The organism is Halobacillus dabanensis (genome assembly GCF_900114165.1).
Taxonomy (GTDB): domain Bacteria; phylum Bacillota; class Bacilli; order Bacillales; family Halobacillaceae; genus Halobacillus; species Halobacillus dabanensis.
Window position 1 is genome coordinate 517000 of the sequence record NZ_FOSB01000001.1, and the last position, 14547, is coordinate 531546.

Below are 14547 nucleotides of genomic sequence, written 5' to 3' on the forward strand. Positions count from 1 at the left end.
TGTGGAACAGGTGGGGGGGAGACGGAAGTAATAAAAAATGTTTACGATTGTTAAATAGGAATGGCGATTTTTCACTAATGATAGATGCTAGTGAAAATACAGATAGCTTATGGAGCTGTCATAAGCTATCTGTATTTTATATCAAAAGTATCTTTTATAGATCTTACCGGCAGTCCTGACCGCTAAAGCCTGAGTTGTTAGGGTGGGGTTGGCACCTCCGAGTCCATTAGTTAGTATACTATTATCCGCTATATATAATCGGCCAACTTGATAGGACTCACTGTTTTGATCAACGACATAACCCATTCTCATTGTACTCATTATGTGAATCATCAAACCGTTTGGCCAATTTGAATGGACCACGTTTCTTGCTCCAGCTTGAAGTAGAATGTCTGCTGCTATTTTCACCAATTTCCTTTTCCTAATTTGAGTAATTCTTGTAGGGGCATAATGGATGGATGGTATGGCTCCATTTTCATCAAGTTGGGAGGGTAAAATGGAGACACGGTTCTTCCTATCCACTTCATCGTCCGTTACAATTAAGATACTAGACGATTTTTGATAATCTGCCATTAACCCTATTAATTCTTCCCCGGTAACACGCCCTTTTCCATGCGAGTTATGAATAGGTGAAGCATGGGACTTCTTAGTTCCTGATTGACTAAACGCATAAGCAAAGCTCGCCATTAATCCTGGACTCACCCCATTTACTTGAATGGATCCTAGCCCTGGAAAATCTAATCTGGCACCGGATGTATGACCGACAAATGGGTTTATGACATTGCTTCCTAATATAGGAACTAGTTTCTTTCCGCTAAAAACTCCAGTAACCATATCCATATTATGGTTCACAAGGCCCCTACCAATCCATGGATTATAAGGCAAGGAAGAATTGAGCCACAGACGCGGAGTTTCAACCGCCCCAGCCGCTACAACAATACAGTCAGCAAATAGTTCGTCCCTTTCACCTGTCCATGTGTTTCTTACTTTCACTCCAATTGCCCTTAGCCCTTCCTTAGGATGTTTTTCAGTGATCACTTGATATGAAAATGTATTTGGACGAATCTCCACGTTACCTGTCTTTAAAGCTAAGGGTACATAACTGACATTTGTGGATCGCTTAGCAATTTTTGAAACAGATGGACCATGGGGGCAGCCATTTATACAATGACCTGCAAGTGTACAACCTTCCATCCAAGATAACTGCTTCTCTGAGTAAGCAGGATTAAGAAGGTTTGCATTGGGTGGTAAAATCGCATTGGGTTGAGGACGAAATCCTGGGGAGACCACATTGAGAGTATTTAATAGATTCCAGCCAGCTTTTTTTGCTCCAAAGTAAAATAATTCTTCCTTGGATGTAGTGGGAGCGAATTCTACTGGTAACTCGTCTTCCACTTTCTCGTAAAATGGAATTAGTTCACGATAAGTTAGAGGCCATTTCCTATCAATAGCAGATGGAAAAGCACGAGGAGAATTTGCAAGATAGTGTTGAGTAGTACCTCCTACTCCTGCAATTTGCCACACGAAACCTCTTTGTTGAAATGATCTTTCCCAAGGAGGATGTTCCCGATTAGCAGGTCCCCAACGTAGTTTTCCGGCTATTAAATCATTCATATTATTTTCTAATTTATTGTAACTTTCCTTAAAGAGGCTGACATCTAAATCATCAGGACTTCTGCTGTAAACTCCACCTTTCTCGCTATTTGGATTCGGCCATTTTTTATTCCCATACCACGGTCCTGCTTCAAGCATCAGAACATTCAACCCTAATTCTCCTAGTTCCTTTGCTATTACGGCACCACCGCCACCTGATCCAATTACAAGCACATCCGGTCTTTGCATATTAAATCACTCCGATTTCAGGTTACTCATATTTAATAAAAAGCCTCTAAAATCCCTATAACCAAAGGAAGGTCCTGGATAGCCCGTATAGGCCCAGCCTACTGGATAAGTACAAAGGTGTCTGCAACTGGGGCAATGGTATCGAGTACAACCATACCCATACCATTCAGAGTAATAGCCAAAAACAGTTAATTGGTATAGAGAATCGATCGTGATCTGCAACAAGGTAGGATTGTTTTTATAAGGGATAGGAAGAATGTGGAGCGGAACTTTTAGGTTTTCTAAATGGGTGATAGCCGTTAATCGGTCTTTCCGGGATAAAGTCGCAAATATACCTTTGCAGATATGTGGGTTATAGATGGAAAAAGGTGAGTGGTAATGTCCCTTATGGATATATAAAGCTGATAAGTCTAGCAGTTGAGAGACCTCATTGGATAAGGGGGTGGGCAGGTTGTCAAAGGACATTAGAAGATACTCCCAAATAGACAACTCCACTCCCCCGCATTGAAATCTCCATCCCGATTTGAATATAACCACACTAGATGGAATCAACGTATCAACAATAGCCATGAAATTTATTTGTGTGGTATATGGCCATTTAAGAGACTTAGATGACGGTGTCATATGACATCTCCTTCTTAAACTATCTAATTACAAATTACCCTCAGCAATCGAGGTGCATACTTAATAAAGTGATCACCCATTTTGCTTAATAATTAAGCAAAGTGATGGTTAAAGCCATGTAAGGTATGATTCATATGCCTCATTCCTCTTCCTTTGTGAAGCTTAGAAGGAACACTCCTAGAATGACAACTCAAGGGGAGTATAAGTGTTCGAGATTAGCTCAATGAAGATATGAGACTACTAATCCAAGAACTTCATATATTCACTGAATGTGTTATCGATATTCCAACTCACTCCGTTATTGTTTACTACGCATACTAAATCTATATGCATGAAGATATTAAGGATGTGCTTTAGGTAATCCATTGGTGCAATTAAATCGATAAAGGGATTCTTTTTGATCGTTCGTTTTTTGGAAAGTTAAACCAGTTTGATGAACAATAAGCTAATCTTGTAGGGCGTCCAATATTTAACTGGCTTATTTGAAATATAATTCTAGAAATACTACTTTGATTGACACCGTATTATTTTGGAAGATTAATAGCCTGATGTGTCACGATGTGATATAGTCGAGGCGTGACATACTTAAAACAGGAAAAGGTGTGGACTCCATTGAAAAAAAACTAGAAAAAGCATACATACCAATGACGGAAACGGCGTATTACATCCTTTTGTCCTTGACTGAACCCCGGCATGGCTATGGCATCATCAAACATGTCGAGCAATTGACTAAAGGAAGGATCAGCCTCGGGTCAGGCACAGTCTACGGCACATTGACGAAGATGCAAAGGGATGGATTGATCGTAAAATATGCAGATGAGCAAAGAAAAAAAGTCTACGAAATCACAGAAGATGGAAAAACAATCATTCGAATAGAAATGGGAAGGCTGAAAGAACTTTACGACAATGCCCTCCACTATGGGGAGGAGTTTTTATGAAAGTGTCGTTTTTTCGACCGCTTTGGAGTTATGACACTAGGAAAACAGAACAGTGGCTGCAAGATAAAGCGAGCAATGGTCTTTTTCTGACAAGCTTCAATCGTTGGACACGGAAATTTTATTTTAAAGAGGCTCGTTCTAATCCTTGTACCTACAGAATCCAATACGAAAAAGTCGACTATTTTCCAACTTCTCTAGCCGAGGATGGTTGGAAGACGATTTTGAAAGAAGGGCGTTGGAGGTTTATACGCCATGATCATATACCAGCGAAGAAGCCCCTTCCTGATGGAATCATTGCAAGGAATAAAATTCATCTTTACTCCTTCCTGGCAATTTTCCTTTATATGCTTCTTTCTGCTTCCATGGTCGGTTTATTAAGTTTTTTCGCAATAATGGGCGGTGGTGGAGCTCCTACATTTGTTCCGAGTCCATACTGGGCCATTACAATTACTGCCGGATTAACTCTTTGGTCTTTCGTACCATACTCCACGTATACAATACATAAAGGGTTGAAAAAATTGAAGAACACACCTGAGCCTGTTGCGGAGAAGAATCATAACCCCATTACACTGACAAAATGGCGATTCGGCTGGCAGTATGCCCCTGATCGTTTAGAGGAATGGCTCGAGACAAAAGAAGAGGAAGGCTACCATTTAGAAAAGGTAAGCAGATTTGGATTTCGTTTTTCCTTTAGCAAAGGAGAGCCAAGAAAAGTAAGCTATGCAGCGGATTTTCAGAGAAGTATTGAGTCTGACTACTTTTATTTGCATAGTGAACGTGGCTGGCGAAACTTATTCCATACTTCTTCTACTTTTCTGTCATGGACCTTGTGGGCGAAAGGATACGGTGGGGAAGAAGGAAAACCAGAGTTATACAGTGACGGCTATCACAAACTAAGACATGCGAAACGGACAGCAATCTGGAATGGGGGCATATTTTTCCCTTTGACGATTCTATATGTATGGCTGATCACTCTGAATATGGATGGGATTTTTAGTGGAGATACTTTTGATGCCACCTTTTGGCTAGTGGCAGTGCAAACCGTCGTAGTTATCGAATTCGGTTATTTTTCTGTCCGGTCGTTACGGTACTATTGGCGAGTAAGGAATACGGTTCTGTGATGATTGGCAGGAAAACGCTGCATTTTAGCTTGAATAATGGATGATCTGGACAGAACACAAAACTTCTCTGCTTAAAAAAAGTGTAATTGGCTGGATTATTGGTTTGTTCAGCTAGGTCCAGTTATTTTTCGGACAGAAAATAAAACAGAATAACAAAAAAGTAGGGACTCTCGTCAAGAGAGCCCCTACTTTTTGCATACCACGACACCAAGAGGATAATGAACCTCTTCTCGTGGCGGTTCGATCGTGACACCGCGCTGATAATAGACTTCTTTTTCAGAGAAATCGTCGAATGATGCTTCGAATTCTTCTGGTGTAAGCTGGAAGTAATGAAAAGGAGAGCCGCATGGATAGTCTCGACCTTTCCCGAACGGGGTAGATAAGATGAGAGTACCCCCGGGTTTCAATAAATCATACATCCGTTTGATGAAAAGCCGATCATCTTTCACATGCTCAATCGTTTCAAAGCTGAGAATCGTATCGAACTGTCCGATTTCCTGAGGAAGGGCAGAATCCATCGCATCTCCTTGTTTAAAGGTGAGCAAAGGATGGTAGTAATTGTGGACCGCATAGTGGAGCGCATCTTCACTGATATCGACACCGATTATTTCGTCGATATGTTCTTTTCTGTCTTTCGCTACTTTCAGACTGCCATAACCGCTGCCGCAAGCAATGTCTAAAACTCTTCCAATTACATAAGGGGTGGAAAAGGTGTAACGGGCGATGTGCTCAAGTAGCATATTGTTCATCGGGTTCATTTCCTTTGGTATGACTCGTTCGCCTGTGTCTTCTAACATACGTCACTCACCGCTTTAATAAATTTTAGTTCCTTCCATTATATCACAGGGGATCATCCTTTGTTTTTCTTATCCTTTGAGCTATATGTATAAAAAATACGTATTATAAAATTACTCAAGTATGCTTTTGTTGTTTTCTCCTATCTTAATAAAAACTTGATCAATCAAAAAGTTCGTGTGAATCTTTAGGTAATTGGAAAAAAGGATCCATTTATTTTAAAGAGTCATTTTATATTTTCAATAAAATGATACAACTGCCTACATAAAAAGAAAGCCCTCAAGCCCATGCGTTACGGCATGGGCTTGAGGGGGGGAACAAGAATGAACTTTCAATCCAGTTCAATTTTTTTCAATGGCTTAGTGGCTGGTCCTTCGATGACTTCTCCTGTAACAGAAAATCGGGAGCCGTGGCACGGGCAGTCCCAGCTTCGTTCTGCATTGTTCCATTCCACTCCGCATTTCATATGGGTGCATGTGGAATCGACGAGGTGGAGCTCACCACGTTCATTTCTGTAAGCACCGGTCCGTGTTCCTTTAACATTGACGATGGCACCTTCGTCGTTCTGAAGATCTTCGATATCCGTTTTTCTGCCACGCTCAAGCCGTGACTTTACCAACTCGGCACCATCACCAAGACCTTCTTTGATAATGTTTTTGCTGTCTTCTCTTTTTAGATGGGAGCGGGTCGGATCGAAAAGGTTCTCGTATGGGTTTTTCTTGCCTGTGATTAAATCCTTCAACAGTACGGCAGCTGCCATGCCGTTTGTGATTCCCCATTTTTTAAATCCTGTTGCAAGATAAACATTCGGCCGTCCTGTCACCGACTGGCCTATGAACGGTATGTTATCCGGTGTCATCAAATCCTGGGCTGACCATTTGTATGGCACATCCACTACTCCGAAATGTTCCTCCGCAAACTCCGTCAGATGTTTGTAATGTTCCTCTGTATTTTCACTTTTTCCTGTTTTATGGTTTTCTCCACCGATAATGGCGAGCTTTTCACCGTTCACTTCCGTGTGTCTCATGGAAAAAGCAGGGGTGTCGATCCCTAAATACATTCCATCAGGCACTTCTTTTTCCGTTCTCGCCGCAATGGTGTACGACCTCTCCGGGTGAAGACGTGAAAAATACAGTCCTTTTGCATCCTCAAAAGGGAAGTGGGTGGCCATTACTGCCTGATTACAAGTGATAGAATATCCATCCCTCGTTTCAACCCGAATAGGCTCCTTTCCTTTAATATCAACCGCGGTCGAGTTTTCGTAAATGATTCCGCCATTTTTCTCGATCTCAGTCACGATGCTTTGAAGAAACTTGACGGGATGGAAATGAGCCTGGTTTTTCATCACTAAAGCTGCTTCCGAATTAAAGGGAAGATCCGTTTCCTCGAGAAATTCTCCGTCGATATTTAATTTATCATATGCCTCTTTCTCTTTTTCCAGCTGTTTTCGTCCTCTTTCCGTGCCCGCATGGAGGTAAGCATCCTGGATTTTATAATCACAGTGGATGCCATGCTTGTCGATGAGGTCTTTCAAATCATTCATCGCTTCCACCTGGGCTTCATAATACAGTCTTGCTTTTTCTTCTCCATCTTTATTAATGAGCTGATCATACATGACGTCATGCTGGGCGGAAATTTTTGCTGTTGTATGTCCTGTTGTACCATCCAAAAGTTTGCTGCCTTCAAGCAGAACGACACGCTTTCCTTCGAGACTCAGCAAATAACTTGTTAAAATGCCGGCCATTCCGCCTCCGATCACTGTTACATCTGCCTCCACCTCTTCTTTCAGCGATGGAAAGGATGGGGTATCCTGATGTTCTTTCCAGTAAGAAGATGAGTAGTGAGGAAGAGTGTTTGTCCTATTAGAATCTTTCATCATTATTCCTCCTTCCGTCTAATTGGTTTGTACCCTTGTAAGCTTAAAGTCAAGCCTGTAATTAATGTCCTAATGCTGGAGGGATGGAACAATAATAAAAAAACATTAGACAGGTGTCGGAAAATTCCTATAATAAGATTTATAAGTATTAATTTAATATCATACTATTTATTGACATATGTACTTCTGTCACCCTATGACTGGACGAATAGAAAGTTAACAGACCAAGGAGAGGAATGTGATTCCTTGGATAAATGCTTTCTTCCTTTTGATGGAGATTGGATTAATCTTCAGACCATATACTTAATTAATGGAAATCGATAAATCGTATATATAAAACTGCATAAGAAGCAAATGGACAGGTTAGCTGTTTTTTGTATTTCCCATTTGCCTATCCAATAAAAAGATGTGCTTCAGCTATTGAGTGAAGGGAGGAGAGGAAACGGGAATGCTTAATGAATACTTATAAAACTTTTTTTGAGCTTCCACTATGTTAAGCCTATGGATGTAATTATTAAGCAGTGTTGGTTTCACAAAAAAATTGGAGTCTCTTTACTGAATTTACGAAAAGAGACCTTAGGAGAACATGATGGAAAACTGGCTGATCGATATTATGAATGAATATGGTTACACAGGAATCTTACTCTTGATCGCGTTTGAAAATATATTTCCTCCCATCCCATCTGAAATCATCCTTACCTTTGGTGGGTTCATGACAACTACAACATCTCTAAGTGTCACGGGTGTGGTTATTGCTTCCACAATCGGTTCCGTTTTGGGGGCAATGGTTTTATATGGAATAGGTCTCTCGCTGGATGTAGAACGGCTGGAGAAGCTCGTTGACAAATGGGGACATATTATAAGGTTAACAAACTCTGATATAAGAAAAGCCGATCGATGGTTTGATAAGTATGGCCCGTGGACGGTTTTCTTTTGCAGATTCATCCCACTCGTAAGAAGCTTGATCTCCATTCCTGCGGGGATGTCTAACATGAATTTCGGCTTATTTATTCTTTTGACGACTTTAGGGACATCGATTTGGAATGTTGTGCTTGTGAATTTAGGGGCTTCCGTGGGTGGATCGTGGGCAGAAATAGTTGCCTATATGGATGTTTACTCAAAAATCATTTATGTGGTGTTGATGATCTTGCTTTTATTATTTATAACAGTCCTTTATAAAAGAAAGAAAAAGTGATTTTTAATAGATGGATAGGGAAGAGGGGAACCGATGGAATTTTGGGGAATCATTGTTTCCATTATATTGGGGTTTGTCGAAGGGCTTACAGAATTTGCTCCTGTTTCTTCAACAGGACACATGATCATTGTTGATGAAATGTGGCTCCATTCCAAAGAGCTATATAGTGAGCCTGTAGCAAACACATTTAAAGTCGTGATTCAATTAGGATCAATCCTGGCAGTTGTCGTGATTTTTAAGGACAAGTTTATCCAAATGCTTCACCTGAACAAAGAGGAGAAAGTAAATAGAAGAAAATTAAAACTGAGCCAAGTGATTGTTGGTATCATTCCAGCTGGAGTACTGGGATTTGCCTTTGAAGATTATATCGATAATTATTTGTTTTCAGTGGAAACGGTGATCGTAGGTCTCGCCGTTGGTGCGATCCTTATGGTTTATGCCGACTGGTTTCAGCAAAAGAGAGCCTATACGACAAACACCGTAGATCAAATCTCGTATAAACAGGCTTTTGGTATGGGATTATTTCAATGCATCGGTTTGTGGCCGGGCTTTTCCAGATCAGGTTCCACCATTTCCGGCGGCGTCTTACTCGGGATGAGTCACCGGGCGTCCTCGGATTTTACATTTATCATGGCGGTACCAATCATGCTTGGAGCTAGCGGTCTCTCGTTCATCAAGAATTTTCAATATTTCACGATGGATGCCATGCCTTTTTTTATAGTAGGATTTCTCAGTGCCTTCGTTTTTGCCTTGATTTCCATCCGTTTCTTCCTAAAGCTGATCAATCGCATAAAGCTCGTTCCGTTTGCTATATACAGAATCCTTTTAGCTGGATTCCTATATATGTTGTATTTTTGATTAATGGTTAGATTATGTACAATAGCATTTCCGCTGTTTCCAGAGAGGATTTCAAGCCATTTTATAAATCCAATACATTCCATGATGGAAATGGCACTGATTCTTTATAGTTCTTTGGCAACATGTTCATTTGAAAAGCGGTATAAAAAATCAAACTAATTAAAAGAATTTTTCTCTAAAATTATCGAAAGATCCTTACAGACCAGTTTTAACACTGGTCTGTTTTTTTATTTACATACTACGTTTAATTATACCCCTGCACGGTAAAGGTATAATTAGCTAATATTTATATTTATAAAAAGGAGGAAAATAATGCCGCATCATCAAAATCAGCAAACAAAGCACAAGAATGATGAAAAGCATAATCATGAGCACCACCATGACAACCATCATGAACATGACCATGATGATAAAGGGCATGAACATCTTAGTCATGCTGGTCATGGGCACAATGACCATGAAGGACATGATCACGGGGATATGGTAGAGGAGTTTAAGCGAAGGTTTTATATTTCTTTAATTGTAACCATCCCTATTTTGCTGTTATCGCCAATGATTCAAGATTTTATCGGCCTGGCATTTTCCTTCCCCTTTGACCAATATGTATTATTCGCTTTAGCTACTTTTGTTTTTTTCTATGGGGGCTGGCCTTTTCTTACAGGCTCTGTGGATGAGCTGAAACATAGAAATCCTGGAATGATGACACTTATAGGTTTAGCGATTGTCGTCGCCTATGGGTATAGTTCGCTTGTCGTATTTGGATGGTCAGGCAAGAACTTCTTCTGGGAACTGGCGACTCTCATTGATATCATGCTCCTCGGTCACTGGATTGAGATGAAATCAGTCATGGGAGCATCTAATGCTTTACAAGAACTTGTAAAACTAATGCCGAATGAAGCCCACCGCGTAAAGGAAAATGGGAAGACAGAAGATGTCCCGCTCAGTGAATTAGATGCAGAGGATCTTGTCCTTGTCAAACCAGGGGAAAAGATTCCGGTGGATGGTATGATTACAGAAGGAAAATCAGCCATAGATGAATCCATGCTGACTGGGGAATCGGTCCCTGTCGAGAAAACAGAAGAGGATGAAGTGATTGGGGGTTCGATCAATAAAGAAGGAAGCCTTACGATTCAGGTGAAGAATACGGGTGATGATACGTATCTTTCCCAAGTGATAACATTGGTAGAAGAAGCTCAAAATTCGAAGTCACGAGCTCAGAATTTTGCTAATCGAGCAGCCAAGTGGCTGTTTTATTTGGCTCTTGGAGCAGGAATTACAACCTTTATTATATGGATGGCCTTAGGGTTCGCTTTTGATGTTGCCTTGGAGCGAATGGTAACGGTCATGGTTATCACATGCCCACATGCCTTAGGATTAGCTGCACCGCTTGTTGTTGCTGTTTCTACTTCCTTGTCAGCAAAACAGGGGTTACTTATAAGAAATAGAACCCAGTTTGAAAATTCCCGTAATATCGATGCTGTTATTTTCGATAAGACAGGTACATTGACAAAGGGTGAGTTCGGTGTGACCAATGTGATTCCAACAGAAGGAAAAGAAGAAAACGAGGTCCTATATTGGGCGGCAAGTGTAGAGCAGAATTCCGAGCACCCGCTGGCTCGGGGCATCTTGGAAAAAGCACATGACCAAGAAATTTCGTTGGATAAAGTAGAAGATTTCGAGTCAATTACCGGAAAAGGGCTGAAAGGGAAAATAGATGGTAGAGAAGTTAAAGTGATGAGTCCTGGATATATGAAAGACAAGAATTATTCTTATGATACAGCATCCTTTAATAAATTATCAGAAGAAGGGAAAACGGTGGTATTCGTCCTCCTTGATGAGGAGCTGTTAGGAATGGTGGCTCTTGCAGATATGGTTCGTGACTCAGCGAAAGAGGCGATCGCTGAATTGAAAACTAAGAATATCCATTCCGTTATGCTTACGGGAGATAATGAAAAAGTCGCAAACTGGGTAGCAGAACAATTAGAGATAGAAGAAGTCTATGCGGAAGTGTTGCCTGATCATAAAGCAGACAAAGTCAAGGAAGTACAAGGTAAAGGAAGAAAAGTGGCTATGACGGGTGATGGAATTAATGACACACCAGCTCTGGCTACGGCTGACGTTGGAATAGCAATTGGGAGTGGTACAGATGTTGCCGTAGAAACTGCAGATATTGTCCTAGTAAAAAGCAACCCTAAAGATATCGTATCCATTGTAAGTTTATCGAAAAACACGTACAGAAAAATGGTGCAGAACTTATGGTGGGCAGCTGGTTATAACATTTTTGCCATCCCTCTGGCCGCAGGGGTGCTGGCTCCTTTTGGAATTGTGCTCAGTCCTGCCATTGGAGCAATTTTAATGAGTTTGAGTACTGTTGTAGTGGCTATTAATGCAAAACTATTAGAATCAGAATAAAGACCAATCATAAAAGACGATGCAGTGGTTGTCCTGCATCGTCTTTTTAACATGAAGGATGATTAGGAAGATGACTTGTATTATTCACCGGTGATCAATCAACATACTCCCCCGCAAAAAGGAAACCTATAACAAAGAATAAGCTCAAAGGCTTTAAAAGCCATTTATCGGATTTAATATGAGGACTTTTTCACTTTCATCCTACCCATACTTATATTTTATTAAAGAGGATTTTTTCCCATTGTAGGTATGCCCGATAGGAAATATAATTACGAGGGAGGGGTATATTTTAAGGAGGTACATATAATGGAAAAGAAAAAGCTGTTATTATTAGGTGTAACCTTGCTAGTGTTTACAGTATTCATTACTGCGTGCTCAAATAACGAGGGGGTAACGAATACTGAAGAAAATACCGGATCCAATGAAGAAACTAACGAAGATATGAACAATGAAAACCCTGATTCGGAGGAAGAAATGGACCATTCCGATATGAACCATTCCAGTTCGGGAGAGGTTCCCAAAGGCCTGGAGGAAGCAGATGACCCGACTTATGAAGTAGGTGACACAGCTACCATTACGGAAGGGCATATGTCCGGGATGGAAGGTGCAGAAGCTGCTATTAAAGGAGCTTATCATACCATAGCTTATGTAGTGTCTTATACCCCGGTTAATGGTGGGGAAAGAGTAACAGACCACAAATGGGTGATTCATGAAGAAATTAAAGAAGCAGGTGAAGAACCATTTGAGCCAGATGATAAAATTACACTTGATGCTTCCCATATGGAAGGTATGAATGGGGCCACAGCTACAATTGAATCTGCAGAAGAAACAACGGTCTACATGGTTGACTTTGAGAATATGGATAATGGAAATAAAATAGAAAATCATAAGTGGGTAACCGAAAGTGAGCTAAGTGTTGAGTGAAATAGTAGCCCCCTTTGAAAGGTAAAGTCATCTCATTTTAAAAAGGAGGCAGAAATCTCCATAATTCTGCCTCTTTTTTTCTGTTTTAAGAGGTTATAACAGTTTCAAGCTTTCAGGATTAAGCGAAGGGACGGATCTCGCGCTTCCTAAAAAAGGATAAGGACGATCCATCGCTTTTTCGCTAACGGGCAGGGAATGTGGAGAATGGACTTCAAAATATAGCAGAGATTCATCTAGAAAAATACTATTTACAAAAGTGGTAGATAAATGGATAATGTAGAGAAATATTAAACTGCGATGAAGAGAAGAGTAGGTGAATGAAGATTCTTTCCAGAGAGCCCCGTTAGGTGGAAAGGGGTAAGAATTAGTTGCTGAACCAAACCTCAGAGCATCACATTGGAACATTTTCAGGGGATAATGTGACGGGAGCTCCCGTTATAGAGCTAGGGTATAAACAACGGAAAAAATTTGTCGTACCTGACAAGATTAATATGGTGACATATTAGTAAACTGGGGTGGCACCGCGTTAAACTATAATCTCGCCCCCAAGACAAAATAAATGTCTTGGGGGTGGGATTTTTTATTTGCCAAAATCAAATCATTCAAAAATGAGGGAGGATTTGGTGTGGATTTAAAGAAAGTATTTTATTCGTGGAGAAACCCTTTACTCTTACTATTCGGTATAGGATTATCAAATATAGGAGATTGGATTTATTTAATTGCATTTAACTTGATCGTATTAGATATGACTGGATCACCATTGGCAGTTGCAGCCCTATATATCCTGAAACCATTAGCGGCATTGTTCACTAATTTCTGGTCTGGAACAATCATCGATCGTTTAAATCTGCGAAACCTTATGGTGGGATTGGATATATTTAGGTCTGCGCTAATCTTCATTCTTCCTTCCTTACCATCCGTTTGGCTTATATACCCAGTTGTCTTCTTGATCAATATGGGAAGTGCAGTTTTTGAGCCTGCTTCTATGACATACATAACTAAATTGATACCTTCCGAAAAGAGAAAACGGTTTAATTCTTTCAGAAGTCTAATCGATTCTGGTGGCTTTTTGATCGGTCCTGCCATAGCTGGTTGGCTTTTTATATTAGGAACTCCATACATGGCGATCTATGTAAATGCTTTAACATTTCTAGGTTCAGGATTAATTACTTTATTACTTCCTCCACTAGAGGATTCAATATTGAAACAAAAGAACCTTCCTGAGATATCCTTGCGACTTTTAAAGAAAGACTGGAATGTAGTTAGGCTATTTACTCGTAACTCTCCTTATGTGATGGTGGTTTATTTCTTGTTTAGCCTCATGATGGTTATGGCTGCGGCTTTAGATTCATTAGAGGCAGCTTTTTCTAAGGAGGTTTTACAGTTATCTGATACGGAGTACGGTTTTTTGGTGAGTATTGCGGGGGGCGGTATTGCAGTAGGAGCAGTTGTAAACACCGTACTTGCTAAGAAAATGACTACATCATTATTAATTGGACTGGGTTCATTATCTGTTTCCGTAGGATATATTGTTTACGCCTTTTCAACAAGTTTCGACGTTGCTGCGTTAGGGTTCATAGTTTTATCATTTTCACTCGCATTTGCAAATACTGGATTTCATACCTTCTATCAAGAAAACATTCCTGTTAATGTAATGGGGAGGGTAGGAAGTATATATGGTCTTATCGAAGCTTTCTTTATCATACTAGCAACCATTTCCATTGGTTTAACTGCTCAATCATTGTCTATTAAGTCAGCTGTAATGGTGGGATCATTTTTGATGCTTTTGGTTACAGGTGCATTATGTTTTACCAGCTTTTACTTTGAGAGAAAGTCTGAGGAACAAGTATATGATACTGAAACCAGTAAAGTTTATGGTAAGTGATTTTTCCTCTCTTAGTCAGGCTTAATGGAAATCCCTGGTTTGATTTATCTTGAGTGCAAGTTTTAATGAAACGGGGG

10 protein-coding genes and 1 other annotated feature are annotated in these 14547 nt (G+C 40.3%); of the genes, 7 read left to right on the forward strand and 3 right to left on the reverse strand.

All coding sequences use genetic code 11. The annotated features are described in order from the left end of the window. Positions 1 to 141: 141 nt before the first annotated feature. Positions 142 to 1842 carry a GMC family oxidoreductase N-terminal domain-containing protein gene (locus BMZ58_RS02705; RefSeq protein WP_075034990.1) on the reverse strand — a complete coding sequence of 567 codons (1701 nt, stop codon included), beginning with the start codon at positions 1840 to 1842 and terminating at the stop codon, positions 142 to 144. A 1268-nt stretch (positions 1843 to 3110) separates the two neighbouring features. Here BMZ58_RS02705 and BMZ58_RS02715 point away from each other — a divergent pair. Continuing rightward, the gene (locus BMZ58_RS02715) at positions 3111 to 3404 is read left to right on the forward strand and encodes a PadR family transcriptional regulator (protein WP_075035113.1); all 294 of its coding nucleotides are present in this window, start codon (positions 3111 to 3113) and stop codon (positions 3402 to 3404) included. Further along, complete coding sequence (locus tag BMZ58_RS02720; RefSeq protein WP_075034992.1) at positions 3401 to 4525, forward strand: DUF2812 domain-containing protein; 1125 nt, start codon at positions 3401 to 3403, stop codon at positions 4523 to 4525. The genes BMZ58_RS02715 and BMZ58_RS02720 overlap by 4 nt, the downstream gene beginning before the upstream one ends. 185 nt (positions 4526 to 4710) lie before the next feature. Here BMZ58_RS02720 and BMZ58_RS02725 read toward each other — a convergent pair whose 3' ends face one another. Together BMZ58_RS02725 and BMZ58_RS02730 are read right to left on the reverse strand one after the other, a co-directional pair. Then, positions 4711 to 5322: a class I SAM-dependent methyltransferase gene (locus BMZ58_RS02725; RefSeq protein ID WP_075034993.1), complete on the reverse strand. Its 612-nt coding sequence runs from the start codon at positions 5320 to 5322 to the stop codon at positions 4711 to 4713. 329 nt (positions 5323 to 5651) lie between these two features. Beyond that, positions 5652 to 7196 (reverse strand): FAD-dependent oxidoreductase, encoded by a 1545-nt coding sequence (locus BMZ58_RS02730; RefSeq protein ID WP_244151474.1) that lies wholly within the window; start codon positions 7194 to 7196, stop codon positions 5652 to 5654. Between the two features lie 589 nt (positions 7197 to 7785). On the opposite strand from BMZ58_RS02730, the gene BMZ58_RS02735 reads away from it, so the two are divergent. The 5 genes from BMZ58_RS02735 to BMZ58_RS02755 all read left to right on the forward strand — a co-directional run bounded on the left by BMZ58_RS02735 (position 7786) and on the right by BMZ58_RS02755 (position 14470). After that, on the forward strand, positions 7786 to 8391 hold the full coding sequence (locus BMZ58_RS02735) for a DedA family protein (RefSeq protein ID WP_075034995.1): 606 nt from the start codon (positions 7786 to 7788) through the stop codon (positions 8389 to 8391). A 33-nt stretch (positions 8392 to 8424) separates the two neighbouring features. Further along, positions 8425 to 9249, forward strand: coding sequence for an undecaprenyl-diphosphate phosphatase (locus tag BMZ58_RS02740; RefSeq protein WP_075034996.1), 825 nt, complete (start codon positions 8425 to 8427; stop codon positions 9247 to 9249). Between the two features lie 312 nt (positions 9250 to 9561). Beyond that, positions 9562 to 11661, forward strand: a complete 2100-nt coding sequence (locus BMZ58_RS02745) for a heavy metal translocating P-type ATPase (protein WP_075034997.1) — start codon at positions 9562 to 9564, stop codon at positions 11659 to 11661. 306 nt (positions 11662 to 11967) lie between these two features. Continuing rightward, positions 11968 to 12585 carry a YdhK family protein gene (locus BMZ58_RS02750; protein ID WP_075034998.1) on the forward strand — a complete coding sequence of 206 codons (618 nt, stop codon included), beginning with the start codon at positions 11968 to 11970 and terminating at the stop codon, positions 12583 to 12585. Between the two features lie 288 nt (positions 12586 to 12873). Beyond that, positions 12874 to 13135, forward strand: a binding site (T-box leader). Positions 13136 to 13210: 75 nt separating this feature from the next. Then, complete coding sequence (locus tag BMZ58_RS02755; protein ID WP_075034999.1) at positions 13211 to 14470, forward strand: MFS transporter; 1260 nt, start codon at positions 13211 to 13213, stop codon at positions 14468 to 14470. Positions 14471 to 14547: the final 77 nt, after the last annotated feature.